We start from the raw sequence: 22,831 nt of genomic DNA on the forward strand, positions 1-22,831 counted from the left end.
CACTCTTCCGATAGCTATCGGAACAAACTTCTGTGATTCAAAATTATTGCGCAAAGTTACTAAAAAGGTTTAAGGTATAAAGATGGGCGATGTAAGGTTTGTGTGAAATTTAGGTCGGTATATTCCCCGCAGAGTATGTTGAGAGCAGCAGTTTGTGCGGCAGTTTAAATGTACATGAGCGATTCAACCGGCTCAAAGGCCATCAACCAGCATGCAGCTACCTTTAATACATCCAACAGTGCCACGTACCATTTTTGAAGCTGTTCATTTTGCACTTCCTGAAAGGAAAGAAATGTGTACCGCTCTTTCAATCCCTTCCAAATTACCTTATGGCCGGGCAAATCGCACATCGAAATGATGATTGATCCGTTGGCGTTTAAATTATACGCACTGCAACTTTCGATGGTGTCTAGCGGTTTTGTAAAATAATAAAGTGTTTCGTTAAAGATGATGATATCAAACTTTTCAAACAGCTCTTGCTTATCAAAATCGAGCTGTTTAAAATTGCCCGTTGGAAATAGTGCTGTGGCCTTTTTTATTGCTGCCTCTGAAATATCTATACCGAGGTAATCAAGGTCTTTGCCAAACTTTTCATTAAGGTATTGGTACAGTACGCCCTGTCCGCAGCCAACGTCTAAAATCTTTCCTTTTTTTCCAAACTGCTCATACAGGCTCACAATGGCATGATAATGTTGCGATTCCGGTTTCGAAAAAAGGTAATCCCAATGCTTGCCGCTAAACTGATCTTCCCAAATGGATCGCGAAATTCGATTTCCGAACCCGAAGCGATACAAGAGCGATGAATAAAGCTTGCTTCTAAGTTTGTTTGTAAATGCCTGTAAATACATCATGTTTATTATATCTGGTTTAATCAAAAATAACATTAAGAAATGCCAAAGCGAAGACCCGCAACCGCATTGGTTTAGTATGCACATGTCCTTTACAGAAAATGAAAATCGATTGCAGGCTTGCTAAAGCGATTGTTAAACGAAACGAAGACCTTATGTAACAGAACATTGTACCAAAATTGTGAACTTTCTTAGCTCAAGTTGTCAATAAGGTTTTCATTATAAACAAATTAAACCTACAGGGGTACTACTAAACAGAATTAATCGTTAATTTTAGGTATGTTTAAAAACAATCTCCCTAATTGGTTTTTTATCACATTTTTATTTGTCATTGGCGGCCTGAATTTACCGGCCCAAACACAAACCAACGGCAGCCAGGCAAATAACGTTGTAACTGCCGTACCTTTCCTGCTAATTACGCCCGATGCCCGTGCAGGCAGTATGGGCAATGCCGGTGTTGCTGTTGAGGGCGATGTAAACAGTTCGAGCATAAACGCCGCTAAGCTCGCCTACCTTAGTGAAAGTTCCGGATTTGGAATTTCTTACAGCCCATGGTTAAAGAACATTGTTCCCGATATTAATCTGGCTTACCTGTCTGGCTATTACAAACTAGATGACCGCAACACCCTTGCGGCCTCGTTGCGTTTTTTCTCGTTGGGCTCGGTAACCTTAATTGATGAGAATGAGCAGAACCTCGGCACCTTTAAACCGAGCGAACTCGCTATTGATGCCTCTTATGTTCGGAGCTTTGGTGAAGAATTTGCGCTGGGCACAACCCTGCGTTACATTTATTCAAACCTATCGTCGGGGCAGTTTGGCGCTACACAGCAAAGCTCCGATGGCCAGGCTGTTGCCGTTGATGTTTCCGGGATTTACAGAACACAAACTCAATTTTTAAATACCGATGCCATCCTGTCGCTGGGCGCAAACATTTCAAACATCGGTACCAAAATCAGTTACTCAACCGGCGGAACCAATTATTTTTTACCAACCAACTTAAAGCTCGGCGGCGCATCAACCTTTTTGATCGACGAATACAGCGAATTTACCTTTGCGCTCGATTTTAACAAATTACTGGTGCCAACCCAACCTACTTACGGTGCCGACGGCGAGATAATTAGTGGCCGAAACCCGAACCGATCCGTACCAGCAGGCATTTTTGGTTCATTTAGCGATGCCCCGGGTGGTTTTAGCGAAGAGTTGAAAGAAGTAAATATTTCTACAGGAATTGAATATCGCTATAACAAACAATTTGCCCTGAGGGCCGGGTACCATTACGAAAACCCATTGAAGGGCGATGCCCGTTACCTTACCCTGGGGGCGGGATTTAAGTACGAGGTTTTTAATATCGATTTTGCCTATCTGATTGCGAATGCACAGAAAAGCCCTCTTGCCAACACCTTGCGGTTTAGCCTGATGTTTAATTTCGGTAACGCCGGAAACGGCAGCAGAGACCCAAGGGTGAACTAGATAAATGTTAAAAAATTGACTATTACTTCTATTTTTTGTAAATTGTATCAACCAAAATATAGAAGTTATGAACTTGATCAAAAAAATCCGCGACTGGGGCGATCAGAATCACCCAAAATGGCTCGATTATTTTAGAATTCTTTTAGGTATAGTATTAATATGGAAAGGCATAGATTTCTATATTAACATGGAGGTATTTAACCACCTGATGCGTGGCGCAATGCTTGGTGCTGCATTTAGCATAAGCTTTATTGCTCATTTAATCATTTTGGCACATATTATAGGTGGTTTAGCCATTGCATTGGGCACACACACCCGGTTTTTCTGTCTGGTTAACCTCCCGATACTTATTGGCGCCGTATTTTTCATTAATATGTCCGCCGGCATCTTTAAGCCTTACTCAGAGTTCTGGTTTTCTACCCTGGTGCTTATCGGGTTAATCTGTTTTATTGTAGAAGGCAACGGCATTATTTCGGTTGAGCGGCAACAAAGTGTTTCAGAAGCTTAACAATGAAAAATAGTTCACGTATTATTTTCAATGCTAACTAAATGACTGACAACGCCTAGCATTTTTGTTAAAATAATATTATAGAAATGGTTTGCAGATTTGCGCCAAATCGCTACTTTTGCGGCGGAGAGCTGGCAGAGTGGTCGAATGCGGCAGTCTTGAAAACTGTTGACTGTAACAGGTCCGGGGGTTCGAATCCCTCGCTCTCCGCCAAGTAAAAGGAGTCCGTAGGGGCTCCTTTTTTTGTTTCCGCTGGTGGGCAATTTACCCGGCCTTTCAAGATAACAACCGCAGTTTAAACCGCAAATCCGGCCACTACAAACCCTCACTTTTTGATGTAAAATACCTGATTTTGGCCGTTAACTACGGGATATACAGGTTACAGTGAATTGCCTTAAAATTTCGCCATATATTTGCATATCAGTATGGTTATAGAGAGAACAATTAAAATTAACGTGCCCGATTGGGCATTTTGGCAAGCGCTGATCTTAGCAGGGCTTGATGAGGAAAGAGGCGGCCATTACGAATGTGATTGGACAGCTAACGGGCGTATTAACTGGATTTCGGAAAATGGCCTCAGCTGTTTCTATGGAAAGATCTTACAGATTAGCAAAATGCGTTACCTCAGCTTCATCAAATACGACAATCGCCCTAACCAGCAAGTAGTTTCGTTGATAACATACAATATGCTCGCTTACAATGGCGACCTCGTTGTAAAGTTCACTTCCGATTTCCTTCATGCAAACATGAGCCAGGGCCGAAATACCGAAGCAGACTGGCTTGAGAACCATCTCGTAAAATTGGCCAGCATAGCAAGAAAAATCCAGTTACTATCAGAAACAAAGCAATATTATGCTTGAGCAGAAGCCCAAACAAACACAGGTGAGCGCATTGCTAGTTCTGGTCTGCGCACAGGCGATTTAACTGATCGACCTGCATCCATCTGGCAAATACAACAGCATAAACTAAAGAAGAAAAAACAAAAAATTTTATGAGAACAGGAACTATTATTGCCTATAACAAAAAGGTTGGAGTTGGCCTTATAAAAGACTCGAACGGTCAGCACATCAAGTTTTTCGAAACTGATTCCGATTCTTTGCCTGCCAGGGGCGCCGCAGTCACCTTTGATATCGGCTTTAGAAACCGGGCGCTCGCTGCCATTAACGTTTTTATTTTAAAACTGGATAGTGAAAGCAACCCAAGGTTTAAAGCACGTGTTTCACCCTCGTCACTTCACTAAATTGTTGTTCCAACCGCAATAGTTTATCTAATAATCTGTCACCACAGAAAGCGGTATTCATCTTAATTGGTGCTAGCGCTTTCCTTTTTCATACTCCCGTTGCCAAAAATTCAAAATGGCTACTTAGCTCAGCTCAAAATCAGAAGTTTTTGATGCTGTAATGCCTTAAACCAGGTATTTATACAAACCGTTTACGTTAAATACTAGGAAAAAAGGGTACTTCGCTACGCTTAACAATTATTATATTGCTTAAACCTATTCGAAACAACATGCCTAAACCGAGTTTTCCGCTACAGGACCTGATCGAAAGAGAATCAAGATCTTATTTTTCGTACAGTTTAAAAGAGCAGCGGTTCTTATATAAAAATAAATCTTTCGAGGCCTTTCTTGCCGAGCATGCAAGCCCCGACCTGACGCAGCTATTGCTTTTGATACACGACGAAGACCGGGAATATGTTCGTAAGGTTTATCAAAGTTTGGGTCCCGGTAATGTTGCAGAGCGTATTGAGTTTCGGTTGGTGATGGAGCAACGCACTTATTACCTAAATCTTACCGCTGTTATTACTGCCGAAAAACCCCGGTGCCTGATCGGGCACTTTGAAGACGTTACCGAAGAAATTGTTCATACCAAAAACCTGATCGAATACACCAACAAGAAAAACGCGGTGCTAAATATTATCAGTCACGATTTGGCAGGCCCACTCGGAACCATCCAGATGCTGTCTTCACTGCTCCAGGGCAAGGGCAACTCGCTCAATCCCGATAAGATGCAGCAAATTTTAACCATGATTGAAACCAATGCAAAGCGGGGCATCAAGATGATACAGGAGTTTATAAAAAAAGAATTTCTCGAATCTATCGGCGTCGAAGTTCAAAAGCAGCGAATCAATATTGTAAAAGGATTGGAAGAGATTATCGCCGAATACAAATCGTCGGAATTGCACCTTCATCTCCGCTTTGAGTTCAACTGCCCGTTTACTGAAATATTTGTGATGATCGACCCGACGAAATTTTATCAGGCCGTCAATAATTTAATTTCAAACTCCATTAAGTTTACGCCCGACAAAGGAGTTATCTCCATCAATATCTCTCGAGAGGCAAACAAAGTGATTATCGAGATTGCCGACACAGGCATCGGCATTCCGAAAAAGTTTCACGATAAGCTGTTTGATAAGTTTAATGTTGCAGGCAGAACGGGCCTCAGAGGCGAAAGCTCCGTGGGCCTCGGCATGTCGATCATAAAGACAATAATAGAGTGGCATAATGGCAAAATCTGGTTCACGTCCGAAGAAAATAAGGGCTCAAACTTCTTCATTGAACTGGATGAATGTGATTAGGGAGTTTGTGCCAAAGGCATCCCTTGGGGAGAATTTGTGCCAAAGGCATCCCTTCGGGCAATGTCATTTAGTTAAGGAAAAAACAAAAAACATTGTCACCCTGAGCATTTCGACTACGCTCAATACAGGCTTAGTCGAAGGGCGATGTTTATTTGTTTTTTCCTGCAGAAGAGGTCTTCGACTGAGTTTATCTTGAGCGAAGTCGAAAGGCTCAGATCCGATAGCTATCGGATGACACCCGTGGAGCTTAACTAAATGACATTGCCCTTCGGGAGAGTTAGCAGTTGAGCAATTCAACAATTAAACAATTAACCAATGCAGCAGTACAGCAATTGACAACGCCGTTTACAAAAATTGTAACAAAGAAAACATCAACAAATAGGACAGTGATTGATTTTAATGGATAAATTAGCGGCATGAAGGGAAAATCTGATCAATCAAAAATTGAAAAAAATGACACTTTCAACCTCGAGCGTTTACAGCTTAAGGGCGAAGGAGACGCGGTTAAGGTAGAAACTCAGGCCTTTCCGATTATTGGACTAGGCGGAGCAAGTGGATCAGTTGTTGCATTTGAACAGTTTTTTAAGCACATGCCTACTGATGCCGGCATGGCCTTTATCATTGTTATTCATCAAGACCCAAAAGAACAGGGAAATTATTTAGAGGTATTGAAGTCGTTTACCTCAATGCCCGTGCAGTTTGCCGAAGATGGTGCCAAGGTTATTCCAAACCATGTTTACCTGGCGCCTATGCATTTCGATATCGGATTGCACGACGGCTACCTGCTGTTGTTTAAGGCCGCACAGAACGACAACACACGGATGTGCATCGATCATTTTTTTCAGAGCCTTGCCGAAGATCAGTGGAATATGGCCGTGGGTATTTTATTTTCCGGTCTTGGGGCCGATGGTGAAACCGGCCTGCGCATGATTAAGGAGAAACTTGGCATGACGATGGTACAAGACCCCGAAGATGCTACTTATGCGAGCATGCCGATGGCGGCCATAACCACCCATCAATCAGATTATATCCTTTTGCCCGAGGAAATGCCGGGTAAGCTGATTAAATACCTGAGCCATCCGGTTTTGGGGGTTTCGATAGAAGATATCGACGCTAATAAAACCAATAAGGTTCACATTCAGAAAATCATTATGATTCTCCGGTCGCACACCGGCCACGATTTTAGTTTATACAAAAAGAACACCATTTCTCGCCGTATTGAGCGCCGGATTGCCTTTCATCAATTGCCCGATTATGAGCATTACGTGAATTACCTCCGTGAAAATCCGGCCGAGGTTGATATTCTTTTTAACGAACTTTTAATTGGAGTAACTAAGTTTTTTCGCGATAAACCGGCCTTTGAAACCCTTACCGAGCACATGTATCCTTTGCTTGGCAGCAAGAACCCCGAGGAGCCGATTCGCATTTGGATCGCTGGATGCTCAACAGGAGAAGAAGCCTACACTGTTGCCATAATTATAACCGAATATTTGGATGCGCTGCAATTGAAGCGTAAACCGAAAGCGCAGATTTTTGCTACCGATCTCGACGCAAATGCCATTGAAGTAGCCAGAACGGGTTTTTATTTCTCTAACATTGCATCTGAGCTCAGCCCCGAAAGGTTGGAACGCTTTTTCGAAAGGAAAAATAATGGCTACACGGTAAAAAAAGAAATCAGAGAAATGATTGTGTTTGCCCAGCACAACCTCATTAAAGATGCGCCTTTTACCCGGCTCGATTTATTGTGCTGCAGAAATGTAATGATTTACCTCACTACAGAGCTACAGAAAAAGCTTATTCCTATTTTTCATTATTCATTAAACGTAAATGGACTGCTATTCTTAGGTCCGGCCGAATCGGTAAGTGGTTTTCAGGAGTTTTTTAACAATGTAGATTCCAAATGGAAGCTCTTTGAGCGAAAAGAAGGGGCATCATCGATGGGCAAGCTGTTGGATTTTCCTTTCCACATTGCCAATCAGGATAAGCTCGTCAAATCAGATATGTCGTCGAAAAGCAGAAAACAAAGTCCCATTGTGGAGCATTTTAACAAAATATTGCTCGATAACCATACACCCCCGTCGCTGTTATTGAACGATAAAGGTGAGATTATTGACATCAATGGCGCTACACAACGTTTTATTCACCTGCACCCGGGTGAGGCCGTGATGAATATCCACCGGATGATTCGCGAAGAGCTGAAATATGCCCTGGGAAATGCACTTCATCAGGCTTCGACAAAAAAAATCAAGGTCGAAATTAACGACGTTAAGATAAAGGAAAACGACAAGCTGTTTGTAGTAAACGTAACGGTAGATTACATCCACGAACCTGCATTGCAAGGCATGCTGTTAGTCACCTTTTTTGAGCGCCCGGCCAAAAAAATGCAACGACGGAGTAAGCAAAGTGGGGCTAATGAGGGAGTGGTAGAAGAGCTCGAAAAAGAACTTACCTATACCAAACAGCAGCTGCACACCACCATTGAGCAGATGGAAACCTCATTAGAGGAACTAAAATCGACCAACGAAGAACTGCAAAGCACCAACGAGGAGTTGCAGAGTACCAATGAGGAGGCGCTGACTACAAAAGAAGAGATGCAATCGCTTAATGAGGAGCTGATGACGATTAACCTGCAATACCAAACCAAGGCCGAGGAGCTTACGCAGTTAAATAACGACATGAAAAACCTGCTCGATAATATAGAGATAGGCACCATATTTTTGGATAACCATTTAAACATTTTGCGCTTTACGCCGCAGGTTACCAAGCTGTTTAACGTAATCGCATCCGATATTGGCCGATCAATAACGCATATTGTTTCCAATTTTGAGTACCCAGCTATAGAGCAAACCATAAAAGAAGTGATTATAACCCTGAATGGCCGCGAACTTGAAGTAAAAACAAAAAAGAATGAATGGTACAACCTCCGCATTATGCCCTACCGCACAATGGATAATTTTATTAGCGGCGCCGTACTCACCTTTACCAAAATTACGCCATTAAAATCCATTAGTGCCCAGGTGCGCGGACTTCTAAAATATACCCAAAGCATTATCGAGCAGTTTGACGAAGCCACGCTGATTTTAGCCAGCGATAAAAAAGTATTGGCAGCAAACAGAAAGTTTACTAAACTGTTTCAATTGGTTGATTCAGAAATCAGAGAACATTCCTTTCTGGAAATTGTTAACAATAAATGGAAAATGAAAGTTCTGGCCGAGAAGCTTTCAGCTCCAGTCCCTATTATTGAACACTTTTACGAACAGCATCACTTCAACGGTATTGGCATGCTGAACTTAGATATATCAATTCAGCGGATTGCAGAAGACGGCCACAAGCTTAATCTTTTAGTCTTAAAATTTAAGGAAAAGTAAGTTGAAAAACAATGACATCATATATAGAGAATCGGTACTTGGCGCATTAAGAAGTAAGGCAGAACAGCTTTTTTACACCGACGCAGACAAAAGACATCCGGAGGGGGGCGACCGAACTGCCCAGTTGCTGCACGAGCTCGAAATTTACGAACTGGAGCTTCAATTGCAGAACGAGGAGCTCAGGTCGTCCTATGCGGCGCTCGAGATGGAGCGGCTAAAATTTGTGTCGCTGTTCAATACAGCGCCCGTAGGTTACCTCATTCTCGACAACCGCGGAACGATCAGCGAAATTAATGAAACCGGATTACAGCTGATTTATAACCAGGGAGCAGGCATAAAGGGTAAGCCCCTGAAATCATTCATTGTCGACGATTCGCAACATGCCTATGCCAGCTTTGTTGAGCGTATTAGTGAAACTGATGAGCGCCTGCAATGCGAAGTACGTTTAAAAACTAAAAAAACAGAAACCCGCTATGTGCAGCTCAATGGAATTAAGGCGCCCGGTACCAACACCGATCAACAATCGTTTTACATCACAATAACTGATGTTACCCATGCTAAACGAAACGAACAGGAGTTATGGGAAACTACCGAAAGACTTAACCAAACGTTAAAAGTTTCCCTTACCGGAACCTGGATGGTAAAATCCAAGGGAGAAAAGATTTTTCTTGATGAGTACAGCAAAAATATCCTCGATATTCAGAACCGGGCCCAGCTTGTGCCCTGGAAAGCACTTCTCGACATTCTTGTAGAGGAAGATCGCCCAAAACTGAACGCCCTGTTTTCCAATTGCGATGAAAGTCATGAAATTGATCTTGAACTGCGGTTGATAAAAAGGAACGGACACCTAAAAACAATTTTAGTAAAGGGAAAATCGGTAAACCCTATATACGGCAGCAGTTATTATGCGGGAATAATGACTGACATCACGGATAGAAAACGAAACCTGCAACTACGCGAGGAGACAGAAGACATTCAACGCCGACTACTCCGCAGAGCCGCGATTGAAGCGCAGGAAAAGGAAAGAGACAACCTGAGTGCTGCCCTGCACAACAGTGTGTGCCAAATTCTTTATGGCATTAGGTTTAACCTTAGTCAGCTTGCCAAACAAGAATCGTTTAAGAGCCATTTAGACGGAATAAACTCGTTATTGGATCAGGCGATTAGAGAGGTTCGGACGATTTCGGTAGAGTTAACACCCTCCATATTAAAGGATTTTGGTTTTGTCGCGGGAATAAAGGATATGACCGACCGACTGGGGCGGGCAGGATTTAAGGTAACAACATCGATTGATCAACGGGCTGATCAACTCCCTGAAGAAACGCAATTGTATCTTTTCCGAATTGTTCAGGAGTTGCTGAATAACAGCATTAAGCACTCAGGCACAAACAGTGCCTCGGTATCGCTTTGCGCCAAAAATGGCGAAGTAGATTTAATCGTAAGTGATGCCGGCAGGGGATTATCGAGCCAGCTGAACGATGCATTTAAAAAAGGCTCGGGGCTTCGCGGCATCAAAAACCGCGTTTCGCTGTTAAACGGAACAATGACGATTGAGGATGCGGACGGAATTACTTTTAAAATACACTTACCTAAAGGTGTTTAATAAGAAATGAAAGAACTTGAAATAAATAACATAATAACCATCGGAGCATCTGCCGGCGGTATAGCTGCAGTTTCTAAACTGCTTACCACTTTGCCGAAGGATATAGATGCAGCCATCTTTATCGTAATCCATCTCAGTAAAGAAACCGTTACAGATACGGTGCTTTCCATCCTGAATAAAAGATCAGAACTCCCTGTCGAAATACCAAATAATGAAACGGTAATTAAGAAAGGGATGGTGTATTTAGCGCCACCTGATGCGCACATGATGCTTGTTCAAGGCAAAATCCTGATCTCAAAGGGCGCTAAAGAAAACCACTGGAGGCCGGCAATTGATGTACTTTTCCGCACCGCCGCTGCAGCTTACGATTCTTGTGTAACTGGAATAATTTTAACCGGTCTCCTTGATGATGGCACCTCGGGAATGATAGCCATTAAAGATGCCGGTGGAACCTGTATTGTGCAAGAACCAAGCGAAGCGGAGTTTGCCGATATGCCACGCAGTGTAATCAAAAATATCGATGTCGATTACCGGGTGTCAGTTGATGATATGGGCTACATTTTGGCCGACAGGTATTCGAGGGAAAGTTGCAAGCCCTCGGACGTTCCCGAGCGTATTAAAAAAGAATCGGAAATTACCATCCGGATGGCGAGTGGCTTTGAGCAAACGAGTGAACTTGGTGATCCTACCCCTTTCACCTGCCCCGATTGTGGTGGGATGCTCACCAAAATTGAAGAACACGGCGTAGCAAGGTTTCGATGTTTTACCGGCCACGTATTTTCTGAAAATGTGCTGCAAACCAGCTATATTGAAAAAACGGAAGAAACCCTGTGGATAGCCATACGGATGATGGAGGAAAGAAGAAACTTCCTGCTTTCTTATGATAGCCGCTATAACGAACCGGTTGCATTAACCAACGATAGACAAAACAGAGCGTCGGACCTTAAAATTCACATTGATAGATTAAAAGATCTACTTACGGACGTGAGTAAGCCTTTGGATCAAAACTAAAAAACTATGTTAAAAATCATATTGGCTGAAGATCACATCATCGTTAGAAATGGGATCAAAATGCTATTGGAATCTCAGCCCAATGTTCAGGTAATTTCTGAGGCTGCAAACGGCCTTGAAGTGCTCGAACAAATTGAAGCCGGGATTGTGCCCGATATTGTGCTAACGGATATCAACATGCCCGAAATGGACGGCATAAACCTCATCAGAGAGCTTAAACTGAAGCATCCTCAGATCAAAACCATTGTATTGTCGATGCTAGACAATGAAAAATACGTTGCGCAGGCCTTTAATGAGGGAAGCAACGGTTATTTGTTAAAGAATGTGAACGAAGATGAAATGGTATTTGCGCTAAAGACCGTTTCGGCGGGCACCAAATACCTTTGTGCCGAACTGACCCAAAAAGTACTGGATCGCTATATCCAAACCTTGCAATCGGAGCAGAACAACCAGCAAATTGACCTTTCGATGCGCGAAATTGAGGTGTTGCATTTGGTTGCAGAGGGCTTTACCAATCAAGAAATGGCCGATAAATTGTTTTTGAGTAAAAGAACCATCGAGGGGCATCGCCAAACATTAATAGATAAGACGGGCTCGAAGAACACAGCGGCCTTAATTCGCTTTGCAGTAGTAAACGGCTATCTAAATTAGTGTCCTGTTTTTGTTCACTTTTTCTGAATTTTTGAACAACAAATCGCCGTTATTAATACCTAAAAAGGGTGAAAAGTACTGTTTTAATAAAAATAAATACTTTAAGTGCTTTTTATCATCATTTGGCGGTTTTAAACGAAAAGGCTTCGTAGGTTCACTGCAAAGTCTTTTTTACTTTTAGCAGGTATATTTCGCAGCCAAAAAATTGCATTTGCTATGGAATAGGCTTTGTTGCTGATTTTTAATAAAATCAGACCCTATGGATACCTTAAAATTTGCCAACAATATTAATAGCCACATGAGAATGTTGAGGTCGAATGCATTAAAGTTTACCAAAAACATTGATGATGCTGACGACCTGGTTCAGGAAACGTTAATCAAAGCATTTCGTTTCAGCGAAAAGTTTGAAAAGGGAACGAATTTTAAAGGTTGGTTATTTATGATTATGCGCAATACCTTCATCAATTCCTATCATAAAATTACCAGATCGAGAGCGGTAATTGATCACGACCACGACCTGTCCGATCAGTCGATGCTATACGGAGCCGTTGGCAATTCCTGCACCAGTAAAATGGTGATGGATGATATACATAAAGCGATTGATCAGCTTCCGGAAGTGTACCGATATCCATTTTTACGCTACTTTGAGGGTTACAAATACAGCGAAATTGCCGGAGAGCTGAACATTCCGCTCGGAACAGTAAAAACGCACATCCACATGGCCAGGGAAATACTTAAAAAGCACCTTAAAACCTATCATGCAAGTAACCCGAATGAGTCTTTTTAACATCGGGGCCTGTCAATAATTAAACGATAGCACAGGTTACTAAACAGATCCACACAGTTTAATGAACAGACCAATTTTTTAGTACCTCCGAGCTACCTTTTAATACCTCCGAGCTACCTTTTTGTACCTCCGAGCTACCTTTTTGTACCTCTGAGCTACCTTTTAGTACCTCTGAGCTACCTTTTTGTACCTCCGAGCTACCTTTTAGTACCTCTGAGCTACCTTTTAGTACCTCCGAGCTACCTTTTTGTACCTCCGAGCTACCTTTTTGTACCTCTGAGCTACCTTTTAGTACCTCCGAGCTACCTTTTTGTACCTCCGAGCTACCTTTTAGTACCTCCGAGCTACCTTTTTGTACCTCCGAGCTACCTTTTAATACCTCCGAGCTACCTTTTAGTACCTCCGAGCTACCTTTTTGTACCTCTGAGCTACCTTTTTGTACCTCTGAGCAGCAAATTAGTGCTCCGAGGTACTTTTAAATGCCCGTGGAGGCACTTTTATAAAATTGATTGATTTTGCCGCTTTTGCTTCTGTTAAGCTGATTTGATAATCAAAACATTATTTTATGGCGTTTTCCAAGAACGGTGGTCGTCCTCAGCGGTTAGTTTTTGAAAAAACAATGGAGTTGGGATGACGGGTTTTAAGCTGTCATTCTGAGGTTAATTTATTTCATAAAAATCAATATGAGTGACGTTGTTTTTTAGAAAAATACGCTAAGAGGCGTCGTCATTTCGAGCGTAGCCGAGAAATCTTTATTCAAGGTTCAAAGATTTCTCCACTTCGGTCGAAATGACGATTTTTTTAATGTTTTCAGAAAACGCCAATGGTAGTGCAACGCATGTCCCGATACTTCGGGGAAGGATCCCCAAGCGATAATGGCAGAACGCTAACAACCCACTGCCAGAGAGGATAAGTGGGTGGGCAAGAGCGGTGCGAAGTAGGTTACAGATGCTTTCCCGAGAAATCGGGACAGGCTGTTCCTCAGCATGACAAAACCAGTGCTGTCATTGGTAGGTCAGTTTTTGAAAACAATGGAGTTGGGATGACGAGTTTTAAGCTGTCATCCTGAGTTTTAATTTATTGCATAAAAATCAATATGATTGACGTTGTTTTTAAAAAAATACGCTAAGAGGCGTCGTCATTTCGAGCGTAGCCGAGAAATCTTTATTCAAGGTTCAAAGATTTCTCCACTTCGGTCGAAATGACGATTTTTTTAATGTTTTCAGAAAACATCAATGGTAGTGCAACGCATGTCCCGATACTTCTGGGAAGGATCCCCAAGCGATGAAACGCAGAACGCCAACAAACCATGGCCCAAAAGAGGGTAAGTGAGTCAACTAAGAGCACTGGGAATAGGTAAGGGATGCTTTCCCGAGAAGTCGGGATCGGCTGTGCCTACCATCGACGTTTATTGCTCTTGGTTTAACGCACTGTCTAATTGTCCCTCTTTGGAGACCTGTTCCGAGCTTATTCGGAAGGGCTGCGATAACGAAAAAACAGCAGTATCATTGTCGGGAGAGGATTTTTTGGAAATCATCCCCCTGCCCCCTTCGAAGGGGGACGCATGGCGCATATAGCAAAAACGACCAAATTGCAAACGTCACTCATATTGATCTTTTCCTGAAAATTAAAACCCACACTGACAACATCAAATCCAGTCTACTGCGTTTTCTCACTTTTACACAAACCATTCGCATTTTGTTATGGTTTTTTAATAGAGCGACGGGTGCAAAACCTCCTTCTCTTTTTTAAAACAGTTTATATCGCGGTTCAATGGAATCTGGAAAAGCTTTTATCGGCACATCGGGATGGAAATATCCACATTGGGACAATACGTTTTACCCTGCGGATGTTAAGAAACAAAACCAGCTTAAACACTTTGCCAAAAACTTTTGCACCGTAGAATTAAACAATTCATTTTATCGGCAACCGAAGATAGAAAATTACGCAGCCTGGAAAGCCGCCGTGCCCCCCGATTTTGTTTTTGCAGTAAAGGCACACCGCTACTTTACCCATTTAAAAAAACTAAACGTAGAAAGCCGGGAGCTCGTTAATTTTTTAGATCGCTGTGCTACACTCGGCGAAAATCTGGGACCCATACTCTTTCAGCTTCCCCCAAAATGGAAATTGAATACCGGGCGATTCGAGGCGTTTCTAAGCGCTTTACCCAAAGGTTACCGCTACACATTCGAATTTAGGGAGCCGAGCTGGTATTGCGATGAAGTTTATGAGCTGCTTAGGCGCTATAACTGTGCTTTTTGCATTTATCACCTCGGCGGACATCAATCGCCCATTGTTGCTACGGCCGATTTTGTTTACATCAGGCTACACGGGCCGACAGAAAAATACCAGGGCGATTATAACGATGAACATTTACTGGCCTGGGCAACGCAATGCGCAAAATGGTTAAGCGAAAAAAAAGACCTGTACGTTTATTTCGACAACGACCAACTGGCCTACGCAGCGTTTAATGCAATAGCGTTTAAAAAAATGCTGGGCGATGAATAACAGCGCCAGCCATAACAACTGCACTGGCAAATTACAGATACGGTATGATGAACTTTAAGCCAAAGGAATACCTCTCGGAAGCCGAAATTCAAGATGGCCTCAAAAAAGTGATTTGGGACGGCCTTACTGCGGAAGCCATGACCGCCTTAACCAGCGGCACCTTTTTGGTTGCACTTGCCCTGTTGCTCGGCGCCAACAACTTCGAAATCGGGATCCTGGCATCGTTGCCCCTTGCTACAAATGTGTTGCAACTATTATCGGTTTGGTTGGTAAGCAAATACCACAACCGGAGGGCCGTGGCCGTTATATGCGCCTACCTTGCCCGCATCCCGTTGATTATAGTTGGCCTGGGCATTTTTGTGTTTAACGAATTTTCGTTCGTATTTCTTGCCACCATGCTGAGCATGCATTACATTTTTGGTTCTATTGCCGGCCCCAGCTGGAATTCGTGGATGAAAGACATGATTCCTGAACAAATGCTGGGCACTTATTTTTCCCGCCGGGGCAGGTACACGCAAATCTTAAACGTGGTGTTGAGCATCGTAATCGCCCTGATACTCGATCTGGTAAAAGCACGTGCGCCACAAAATGAGCTCAAGGTGTACGCTTGCTTTTTCGGCGCAGCGGGCGTTGTTGGTTTAATAGGAGGCTATATTTTATCTAAAGTTGCTGAGCCCTATCCGCATGTTTCCGAAAATAACATTGTACAAGTGTTTAAGCTTCCCCTACGGAACCAAAATTTCAGGCGCCTGTTGGTCTTCAATTCCTTTTGGTCGTTTGCGCTCAACATTGCCAACCCGTTTTTATCCGTATTTATGCTTACTGCGCTTAAATTGCCGCTATCATACATCATTATTTTAAACGTAATCAGCCAGATTGCGGGCATCTTAACTATCAACATCTGGGGCAAATTTTCTGATCGGTATAGCAACAAGAGTATTATTTCGCTCGCGGCGCCAATTTACATTGTGGTGCTTATTGGCTGGTGTTACGTTGGCGTAATCAATCAGCTGGCCGTAAACCTGGCCTTTCTCGCCATAATACATATCGCAATGGGCGTGGCAAATGCAGGCATCAATCTCTCTATTACCAACATTGGCCTTAAACTGGCACCCAAACGAGATGCAATTGTATTTCTTTCGGTAAAAAATATTGTGGTTGCCATTTCTTCATCGCTCGGCCCATTGGCGGGTGGGGCATTGGCTGCCTTTTTTCTTAACAAAACGCTTTCGATAAACATCAACTGGGCAACCGATAAACTAAGCAGCAACTACCATTTATTAAGTTTGCAGCAATGGAGCTTCCTCTTTATCATTGCCGCATTTTTGGCGCTCGTATCGTTAAATCTGTTAATGAAGGTAAAAGAACTCGGCGAAGTACCGAGAAAGATTGTGCGGCGAATTATGCGCACCAGCATCAGGAATAACCTGCGTGATTACTTCCTGATCGGCAACATTATCGACATTCACGATGAGTTGAGTGCCATTGTTAGAAAAAGCAGGCGCAGGTTAAACCGAAACAACCAGGAAGCCACTTAACTTCGGTTAATACCCGAAAGCAATTACAAGATACCTGTTTTCAATTGCACCTAACCGTAATAAAAGCGTTTATATCACTTATAATCAATACGTTAATACCATAACCTATTTATAGGTGGCCGTTAAAAATAAACAAATTGTAAACATTCCAAATCTGAACGTTGTTCTCTCAGTAAACATAAATTCTCACCTATTAAATCCTTATCTATGAAAAAGTTACTGATGTTAATGCTGCTCTCGGTATTCAGTTTTGGCACTTTTGCACAAACCCGACCAGACAGCACGAAAAAGAAAACAGAGAAAAGAAACAAGCCTAAGCAAGACCCGAAAAAACGCGACACAACGATGCGGGATACGATGCGGAGAGACACCACCAAACGTATGCCACCAAGGTAAAATAAAGACCCGAACCTACCCTATGGTGTGGACACATCTCGTTCTTGCGCGTCATTCCCGCGCAGGCGGGAATCTTAATGCTCGGCACCCAATTTATTGCGCATTAGGATCCCCAGTCAAGCTGAGGATGACGACCGTTCTTAGAAAACGTCATAAAACATGTTGTCATCCGATAGCTATCGGATTTGATGATTTCAGCTTGCAAACCGATGTTTCAAAGATGTGTCCACCCGATAGGAACCTATCGGGTCTTTTCGTAAAATGTTTTTCTGGTCATAATTTAAAGTTTCAATCATAATGTACATACTCGGTATCAATGCAGTTTTTCACGATTCATCAGCTTGTATTATAAAAGATGGCCAGTTATTGGCCGCCGCAGAAGAAGAGCGTTTCACACATTTTAAACACGGAAAGAGGCCGATTCCATTTAGCACATACGAACTGCCTTTTCATGCCATAGATTATTGCCTCAGCGTTGCCGGCATCCATTTGAGCCAGGTAGATCATATTGCTTACTCATTTGACCCCTATTTGCTAATACCGACAGAACACCGTACGGATCCTTTTTGCGAAATCCCGTTTTCGCCAGCCGGTTTGCAAGCTGACAGCGAACAGAACCCCTGGGAAAATTTATTTTTATCGTCTATTTTAAATGCACCTGCCCAACTGGTTGATGGCTGGCCCCACCATTTGCAAAAGCGGTTTTACGGATCGACAACGGCCGATTGGCAGTGGCATTTTGTCGAGCACCATGTGGCCCACGCGGCAAGCGCCTTTTATCCTTCGCCGTACCAGCAAGCCGCCATTTTAACGTTGGATGGCCGCGGAGAAACAACATCCACCACTTATGGTATTGGCAACGGAAATGAGATGCTACGCATAGCTGAAGTGCCGCTTCCCCATTCGTTGGGCCTGCTTTACGAAAACCTTACCACTCATCTTGGTTTCCTACACTCGTCTGACGAGTACAAGGTAATGGCCCTGGCTTCTTACGGAAAACCGGAGTTCATAAAAGATTTCAGAGAGATTATAAAGATTGGTGAAAAGGGCCAATATACCATTGAAAACGAGAACCTTACTGAGCGCTTTGGCCCTGCCCGATTAAGGCACGAGCCGTTTACGGCCTTTCATTTCGATTTGGCACGATCGCTTCAATACGTGCTCGAAGAATCGGTGCTCGAGCTGGTAAACTGGCTGCAACAAACCACCAAAAGCAAAAATTTGGTAATGGCCGGGGGCGTGGCGCTCAACTGTGTATTAAATGCACGAATACGAGATTTGAGTGCCTTTGATCAGGTTTGGGTACAACCCGCAGCGGGCGATTCGGGAACAGCCCTGGGGGCGGCCATGCAGGTAGATGTAAATGAGCGGAAACCGACCGAACGAAGCTTTGTAATGGAGCATGCCTATTGGGGCCCATCATACAGCGACGCTGAAATTGAAGCTTTTCTGAATCTGGCCAAAGTTCCGCACCAAAAAATGGAAGATCCGGCTACCGAAGTGGCTGCGCTATTGGCCGAGAATATGATTATTGGCTGGTTCCAGGGTAGAATGGAGTTTGGCCCGAGGGCACTCGGTAGCAGATCGATCCTCGCTTCGCCGATTTCGCCGGATATGCAGGCCAGGTTGAACGAGGTAAAGGATCGCGAAGATTTCAGACCTGTAGCGCCCGTGGTGTTAGAGGAAGATGCGAATGATTGGTTTAAGGATGCCACAAAATCGCCTTTTATGCTTTTTGTGCACGATGTAAGGCCGGAAGTTGCCGACAAAATTCCAGCGGTTAGACATACCGACGGAACGGCAAGGATTCAAACGATAAATGAAGCGCAACACCCCGCCTATTATGCGCTATTGAAAGCTTTTAAAGAGAAAACGGGCGTGCCTATTCTGGTAAATACATCTTTCAACACCCTGGGAAAACCAATTGTATGTACGCCAAGGGATGCAATAGAATGCTTTTGGGGCTCCCCTTTCGACGCCTTAATTATGGGATCTTATCTAATATTAAAAAATGACGCAAAAACGGATATCGGTCGTTATTCCGACTTACAACAGGCAGACACTTTTGCTTAATTGTTTGCAATCGCTCGAAAAACAAAGCTTGCCGGGACCAGATTTTGAAGTCCTTGTTGTTCACGATGGTCCCTTTAACGAAAGCGACCTAACTGAACTCAAAAACTTAAACTTTAAGTTCAGGCTGAGCCTGATTCAAAGCAGTATTAAAAAAGGGCCCGCAGCGGCAAGAAATCTGGGTTGGTTACAGGCCAGGTACCAGCTTATTGCCTTTACCGATGACGATTGCCTGCCGGAAGAAAATTGGTTGAGGGAAATACTGGATGCTTACCGCTTCGAAACCCTTATTGCTTATACAGGCAAAACCATTGTGCCCCTGCCCGAGCGGCCGAGCGATTTTGAACTTAACACCGCGGGCTTAGCAACTGCAGAATTTATTACCGCCAATTGTGCCTTAACCAAACAGGCATTAATAAAGGTTGGCGGATTTGATGAGCGTTTTGCTCTGGCCTGGAGAGAGGATTCTGATCTGGAATTTAAACTCATCATCAGCAACATTCCAATCAGGCGAAACAGTGCAGCAGTGGTTGTGCACCCCGTGCGCACAGTGCCCTGGGGCGTAAGCTTAAAGGAGCAGAAAAAAGGGCTTTACGATGTGTTGCTGTTTAAGAAATATCCCGAATTGTACCGCCAGAAGATACAGCCTCGCCCCTTGTGGAACTATTACTTGTTTATTTCGCTATTCTTGCTCACCGTTATTGCAGTAGGTATGCAAAACAAGGGAATAGCCCGGTGGACGGCTGTGCTAATGCTTATTCCCCTGGGGTGGTTTTTTTACAAGCGGATAAGAATAACCCGTAAATCGGCAACACATATTGCCGAAATGCTGCTTACCTCAATGCTGATTCCCTTTGTTTCGGTTTATTGGCGGGGCTACGGAATTATTAAATTTAAAAAGCTGCTTTTTTAGGGAGCGCTTCGGTCGAATCTGGTCGCTATCGGATGACAACATGTTTTTAGGGCGTTTTCTATGAACGGTCGTCATCCTCAGCTTGACTGGGGATCCTAATGAGCAAAAACTGGGTGCCTTGCATTAAGATTCCCGCCTGCGCGGGAATGACGGTCCAAAAAACGAGAGGTGTCCACACTATAGGATTTCTCGGGAAAGAATCTGCAGCCTATAGGTTACCGCCCTTGCCCCATCACTTGCCTTTTTTGGCAGTGGGGATTTGGCGTTCGGGGTTGTATCGGCTGGGGATCCTTTGTTGCCTGCCCGTCCGGTCCAGGCGGGCGTCAATGCTATTAAGTTAAGCTTGTCAATTGTCATCCGATAGCTATCGGATGACGAACTTTTAAAACTCTTTATTAAACATGTTTGATAAAACAAAAATTAAGCAAATAGGAATTTTCAGGGCACTGCAACTGGGCGATATTTTATGCTCAATTCCGGCAATGAGAAATTTAAGAGCCAACTTTCCGGCTGCTACCATTTCTTTTATTGGCTTGCCCGGAAGTAAAACCCTTATTGATCGATTCCCGAATTATTTTGATGAGTTTATTGCCTTCCCGGGCTACCCGGGATTGCCAGAGCAACCCTTTGATGAAACTGCGTTCGAAGCGTTCTCTGCAATGATGTGCGAAAGAAAGTTCGATCTCTTATTACAAATGCAGGGTAACGGCACCATTGTAAATGAAATGCTTGCGAAATTCAGGCCGAAATGCCTCGCTGGTTTTTCACTCGATGAGGACGAAATGACCAGTAATCCGTTTTTGATGCGCTATCCGAACTTTGGCCACGAAAGCTCGAGGCATTTAAAACTGATGTCGTTTTTAGGGCTTGAGGTGCTGCGTAAAGAAATGGAATATCCGCTATTTGGGCAAGACGTAGCGCACTTTGCTGAGAAAAACTTCCCGCTGGAGCGAAGTTACATTTGCGCACATGCCGGTTCGAGGGCTGCATGGCGCCAATGGCCCACAAAATCGTTCGCCAAAATGGCCGATCTTTGTTGTAGCAAAGGTTATCAAATTGTACTAACGGGAACCCAGGCTGAAGCAAACCTTGCTGATGAGGTGGCCGCAGAAATGAAATACAAGCCGCTTAATTTGGCCGGACAAACTGATCTTGGCACCCTGGGCGTGCTGCTCAATCACTCATCGGGTTTGATTGCAAACTGCACAGGCATATCGCACATTGCGGCGGGACTAAAGGTGCCGAGTGTGATAATCAGCATGGATGGCGAACCGGAGCGATGGGCACCGGTTGATCAGGAACTTCATTACACTATCGACTGGACAAAATATCCGGATGAAAATCTGGTTCAGGAAGCGGTGCTACAGCGGTTGCTTCGTCAACCAACCCGCTCAGCTGTTCAATAACTTGTTGTGGGGTTGGATATGGAATGTTCTGCGCATAATACTTTTCGTTTACGGCACGGATAATTTGGTTAGCGCTCCGCAGTTCTTCGGGCACGCTGAACTCCAAAAGCCGATGTTTAGACTTGTAAGGGGTATGTTGTGGGTTGGTTTGTGCGTAAAGGGCAACCAGGGGAGTTTTGAGCGCTACCGCCAGATGCATTGGCCCGGTATTTACGCTGACCATACATTTAGCCTGCTTAATTATAGCGGTTAAGTCCTGCAAATTCAGCTTACCCGCCAAATTGATGGCTCCATGCCCAATTTCGTTTACCAGCCGTTGGGCGAAACTGCTTTCGGCGGCAGAACCTGTAAACACCACAGGCAGTTGGTATTGCTCAATCAACAGTTTAGCTAAAACAATCCAATGTGCTTTTGGGTACTGACGTTTATTTTCTGATACGCCAGTATGCAGCACAAAGTAGCCTTTTGGAGTGAAATCGTAGCGCTCAAGCAATGCGAAGGCTGATTGTGGTACCGGCTCAGTAATTTTAATGGTGTCGTCCGCGACATCTGCCTTTAAAAACCTCGCTAAATTTAAGTCCCGCTCAACCTGATGCCTGATTAACGAAAATGGCTCGTCATCGGGCAGCCAATGGGTAAGCAAGCCGTATAAATTTTCTCTTGAATAAGCGGCCCGACATGGTATTCCTGCAAGGTAAGCCAGCATTAAACAGGGAGCCGGGTTTTGACTGTACACATTGAAAAGAATGCAGCCATCAAAGGATCTTTGCTTTAAAGTTTCTATTAAATGGTCTACATTTTCGGTAGTTGTCGAATCGAATTTCAGCCAGGGAAGATCGAATGCTATTTGCTCGTCAATCTCTTCGATCATTGCGGCAACTTCACTGGCCTTGGTAGAGCAAAGGACGGTTATTTTACAATTGAAACTTTTTTTAATTGCCCGTATGGCCGGCGATGACATCAATAAATCGCCCATATTGTCTGGCCGGATGATCAGCATATTTTTGCAATTGCGAAATTCCATAGTGGTTATGGTAATTTTTTTATGTTAATAATTTGAGTACGGGCTCGTCATATTGAAAACCTCACACCCGCCGCCCTATCGAATCCCGATTTTTTCATCGGGAGAGATATCTCTTGCCGAGGAGCACAAGCCATCCACAGCACTTAGCTAACC

At 43.7% G+C, this 22,831-nt stretch carries 18 protein-coding genes and 1 tRNA gene; 17 read left to right on the forward strand and 2 right to left on the reverse strand.

Going from position 1 to position 22,831, the window contains the following annotated elements:
• Nucleotides 1-164 precede the first annotated feature (164 nt).
• Nucleotides 165-851, reverse strand: a complete 687-nt coding sequence (locus IZT61_RS08405; RefSeq protein WP_196100713.1) for a class I SAM-dependent methyltransferase — start codon at nt 849-851, stop codon at nt 165-167.
• A gap of 276 nt (nt 852-1,127) precedes the next feature.
• Here IZT61_RS08405 and porV point away from each other — a divergent pair, with 276 nt between their 5' ends.
• The 17 genes from porV to IZT61_RS08490 all read left to right on the forward strand — a co-directional run bounded on the left by porV (nt 1,128) and on the right by IZT61_RS08490 (nt 21,654).
• Nucleotides 1,128-2,318: a type IX secretion system outer membrane channel protein PorV gene (gene porV, locus IZT61_RS08410; RefSeq protein WP_196100714.1), complete on the forward strand. Its 1,191-nt coding sequence runs from the start codon at nt 1,128-1,130 to the stop codon at nt 2,316-2,318.
• Between the two features lie 67 nt (nt 2,319-2,385).
• The gene (locus IZT61_RS08415; RefSeq protein WP_196100715.1) at nt 2,386-2,826 is read left to right on the forward strand and encodes a DoxX family protein; all 441 of its coding nucleotides are present in this window, start codon (nt 2,386-2,388) and stop codon (nt 2,824-2,826) included.
• Between the two features lie 125 nt (nt 2,827-2,951).
• Nucleotides 2,952-3,039: transfer RNA gene (locus IZT61_RS08420), tRNA-Ser, on the forward strand.
• Nucleotides 3,040-3,251: 212 nt separating this feature from the next.
• Nucleotides 3,252-3,686 (forward strand): hypothetical protein, encoded by a 435-nt coding sequence (locus IZT61_RS08425; RefSeq protein WP_196100716.1) that lies wholly within the window; start codon nt 3,252-3,254, stop codon nt 3,684-3,686.
• A gap of 131 nt (nt 3,687-3,817) precedes the next feature.
• Nucleotides 3,818-4,066 carry a cold-shock protein gene (locus IZT61_RS08430; protein WP_196100717.1) on the forward strand — a complete coding sequence of 83 codons (249 nt, stop codon included), beginning with the start codon at nt 3,818-3,820 and terminating at the stop codon, nt 4,064-4,066.
• A 269-nt stretch (nt 4,067-4,335) separates the two neighbouring features.
• On the forward strand, nt 4,336-5,403 hold the full coding sequence (locus tag IZT61_RS08435) for a sensor histidine kinase (protein WP_196100718.1): 1,068 nt from the start codon (nt 4,336-4,338) through the stop codon (nt 5,401-5,403).
• Between the two features lie 416 nt (nt 5,404-5,819).
• Nucleotides 5,820-8,771, forward strand: a complete 2,952-nt coding sequence (locus tag IZT61_RS08440) for a CheR family methyltransferase (protein WP_196100719.1) — start codon at nt 5,820-5,822, stop codon at nt 8,769-8,771.
• A 1-nt stretch (nt 8,772) separates the two neighbouring features.
• On the forward strand, nt 8,773-10,374 hold the full coding sequence (locus IZT61_RS08445) for a sensor histidine kinase (RefSeq protein ID WP_196100720.1): 1,602 nt from the start codon (nt 8,773-8,775) through the stop codon (nt 10,372-10,374).
• 6 nt (nt 10,375-10,380) lie between these two features.
• Nucleotides 10,381-11,385, forward strand: coding sequence for a chemotaxis protein CheB (locus IZT61_RS08450; protein ID WP_196100721.1), 1,005 nt, complete (start codon nt 10,381-10,383; stop codon nt 11,383-11,385).
• A gap of 6 nt (nt 11,386-11,391) precedes the next feature.
• Nucleotides 11,392-12,036: a response regulator gene (locus IZT61_RS08455; protein ID WP_196100722.1), complete on the forward strand. Its 645-nt coding sequence runs from the start codon at nt 11,392-11,394 to the stop codon at nt 12,034-12,036.
• A 259-nt stretch (nt 12,037-12,295) separates the two neighbouring features.
• Nucleotides 12,296-12,823 carry an RNA polymerase sigma factor gene (locus IZT61_RS08460; protein WP_196100723.1) on the forward strand — a complete coding sequence of 176 codons (528 nt, stop codon included), beginning with the start codon at nt 12,296-12,298 and terminating at the stop codon, nt 12,821-12,823.
• Between the two features lie 1,773 nt (nt 12,824-14,596).
• Entirely contained in the window at nt 14,597-15,331 is a 735-nt protein-coding gene (locus IZT61_RS08465; protein ID WP_196100724.1) for a DUF72 domain-containing protein, read from the forward strand.
• Between the two features lie 44 nt (nt 15,332-15,375).
• Nucleotides 15,376-16,869, forward strand: a complete 1,494-nt coding sequence (locus IZT61_RS08470; protein WP_230383907.1) for an MFS transporter — start codon at nt 15,376-15,378, stop codon at nt 16,867-16,869.
• A gap of 207 nt (nt 16,870-17,076) precedes the next feature.
• Complete coding sequence (locus IZT61_RS08475; protein ID WP_196100725.1) at nt 17,077-17,265, forward strand: hypothetical protein; 189 nt, start codon at nt 17,077-17,079, stop codon at nt 17,263-17,265.
• Between the two features lie 297 nt (nt 17,266-17,562).
• Nucleotides 17,563-19,338 (forward strand): carbamoyltransferase family protein, encoded by a 1,776-nt coding sequence (locus tag IZT61_RS08480; protein ID WP_196100726.1) that lies wholly within the window; start codon nt 17,563-17,565, stop codon nt 19,336-19,338.
• Nucleotides 19,277-20,248 (forward strand): glycosyltransferase family 2 protein, encoded by a 972-nt coding sequence (locus IZT61_RS08485; protein ID WP_196100727.1) that lies wholly within the window; start codon nt 19,277-19,279, stop codon nt 20,246-20,248. Before IZT61_RS08480 ends, IZT61_RS08485 begins: the two co-directional genes overlap by 62 nt.
• A 401-nt stretch (nt 20,249-20,649) precedes the next feature.
• A complete protein-coding gene (locus IZT61_RS08490) occupies nt 20,650-21,654 on the forward strand; it encodes a glycosyltransferase family 9 protein (RefSeq protein ID WP_196100728.1) in 1,005 nt (334 codons plus the stop codon).
• Here IZT61_RS08490 and IZT61_RS08495 read toward each other — a convergent pair.
• The gene (locus tag IZT61_RS08495) at nt 21,560-22,678 is read right to left on the reverse strand and encodes a glycosyltransferase family 9 protein (protein ID WP_196100729.1); all 1,119 of its coding nucleotides are present in this window, start codon (nt 22,676-22,678) and stop codon (nt 21,560-21,562) included. The two genes, IZT61_RS08490 and IZT61_RS08495, sit on opposite strands and share 95 nt — an antisense overlap.
• Nucleotides 22,679-22,831 lie beyond the last annotated feature (153 nt).

Origin of the sequence: Pedobacter endophyticus, assembly GCF_015679185.1 — a bacterium.
In the GTDB taxonomy this organism is placed as follows: Bacteria; Bacteroidota; Bacteroidia; order Sphingobacteriales; family Sphingobacteriaceae; genus Pedobacter; species Pedobacter endophyticus.

What these genes read in the sequence shown, in the direction of transcription:
- IZT61_RS08405 (WP_196100713.1), bottom strand. Translation starts at nt 851, where the DNA reads ATGATGTATTTACAGGCATTTACAAACAAACTTAGAAGCAAGCTTTAT.
- porV (WP_196100714.1), top strand. Translation starts at nt 1,128, where the DNA reads ATGTTTAAAAACAATCTCCCTAATTGGTTTTTTATCACATTTTTATTT.
- IZT61_RS08415 (WP_196100715.1), top strand. Translation starts at nt 2,386, where the DNA reads ATGAACTTGATCAAAAAAATCCGCGACTGGGGCGATCAGAATCACCCA.
- IZT61_RS08425 (WP_196100716.1), top strand. Translation starts at nt 3,252, where the DNA reads ATGGTTATAGAGAGAACAATTAAAATTAACGTGCCCGATTGGGCATTT.
- IZT61_RS08430 (WP_196100717.1), top strand. Translation starts at nt 3,818, where the DNA reads ATGAGAACAGGAACTATTATTGCCTATAACAAAAAGGTTGGAGTTGGC.
- IZT61_RS08435 (WP_196100718.1), top strand. Translation starts at nt 4,336, where the DNA reads ATGCCTAAACCGAGTTTTCCGCTACAGGACCTGATCGAAAGAGAATCA.
- IZT61_RS08440 (WP_196100719.1), top strand. Translation starts at nt 5,820, where the DNA reads ATGAAGGGAAAATCTGATCAATCAAAAATTGAAAAAAATGACACTTTC.
- IZT61_RS08450 (WP_196100721.1), top strand. Translation starts at nt 10,381, where the DNA reads ATGAAAGAACTTGAAATAAATAACATAATAACCATCGGAGCATCTGCC.
- IZT61_RS08455 (WP_196100722.1), top strand. Translation starts at nt 11,392, where the DNA reads ATGTTAAAAATCATATTGGCTGAAGATCACATCATCGTTAGAAATGGG.
- IZT61_RS08460 (WP_196100723.1), top strand. Translation starts at nt 12,296, where the DNA reads ATGGATACCTTAAAATTTGCCAACAATATTAATAGCCACATGAGAATG.
- IZT61_RS08465 (WP_196100724.1), top strand. Translation starts at nt 14,597, where the DNA reads ATGGAATCTGGAAAAGCTTTTATCGGCACATCGGGATGGAAATATCCA.
- IZT61_RS08470 (WP_230383907.1), top strand. Translation starts at nt 15,376, where the DNA reads ATGATGAACTTTAAGCCAAAGGAATACCTCTCGGAAGCCGAAATTCAA.
- IZT61_RS08475 (WP_196100725.1), top strand. Translation starts at nt 17,077, where the DNA reads ATGAAAAAGTTACTGATGTTAATGCTGCTCTCGGTATTCAGTTTTGGC.
- IZT61_RS08480 (WP_196100726.1), top strand. Translation starts at nt 17,563, where the DNA reads ATGTACATACTCGGTATCAATGCAGTTTTTCACGATTCATCAGCTTGT.
- IZT61_RS08485 (WP_196100727.1), top strand. Translation starts at nt 19,277, where the DNA reads ATGACGCAAAAACGGATATCGGTCGTTATTCCGACTTACAACAGGCAG.
- IZT61_RS08490 (WP_196100728.1), top strand. Translation starts at nt 20,650, where the DNA reads ATGTTTGATAAAACAAAAATTAAGCAAATAGGAATTTTCAGGGCACTG.
- IZT61_RS08495 (WP_196100729.1), bottom strand. Translation starts at nt 22,678, where the DNA reads ATGGAATTTCGCAATTGCAAAAATATGCTGATCATCCGGCCAGACAAT.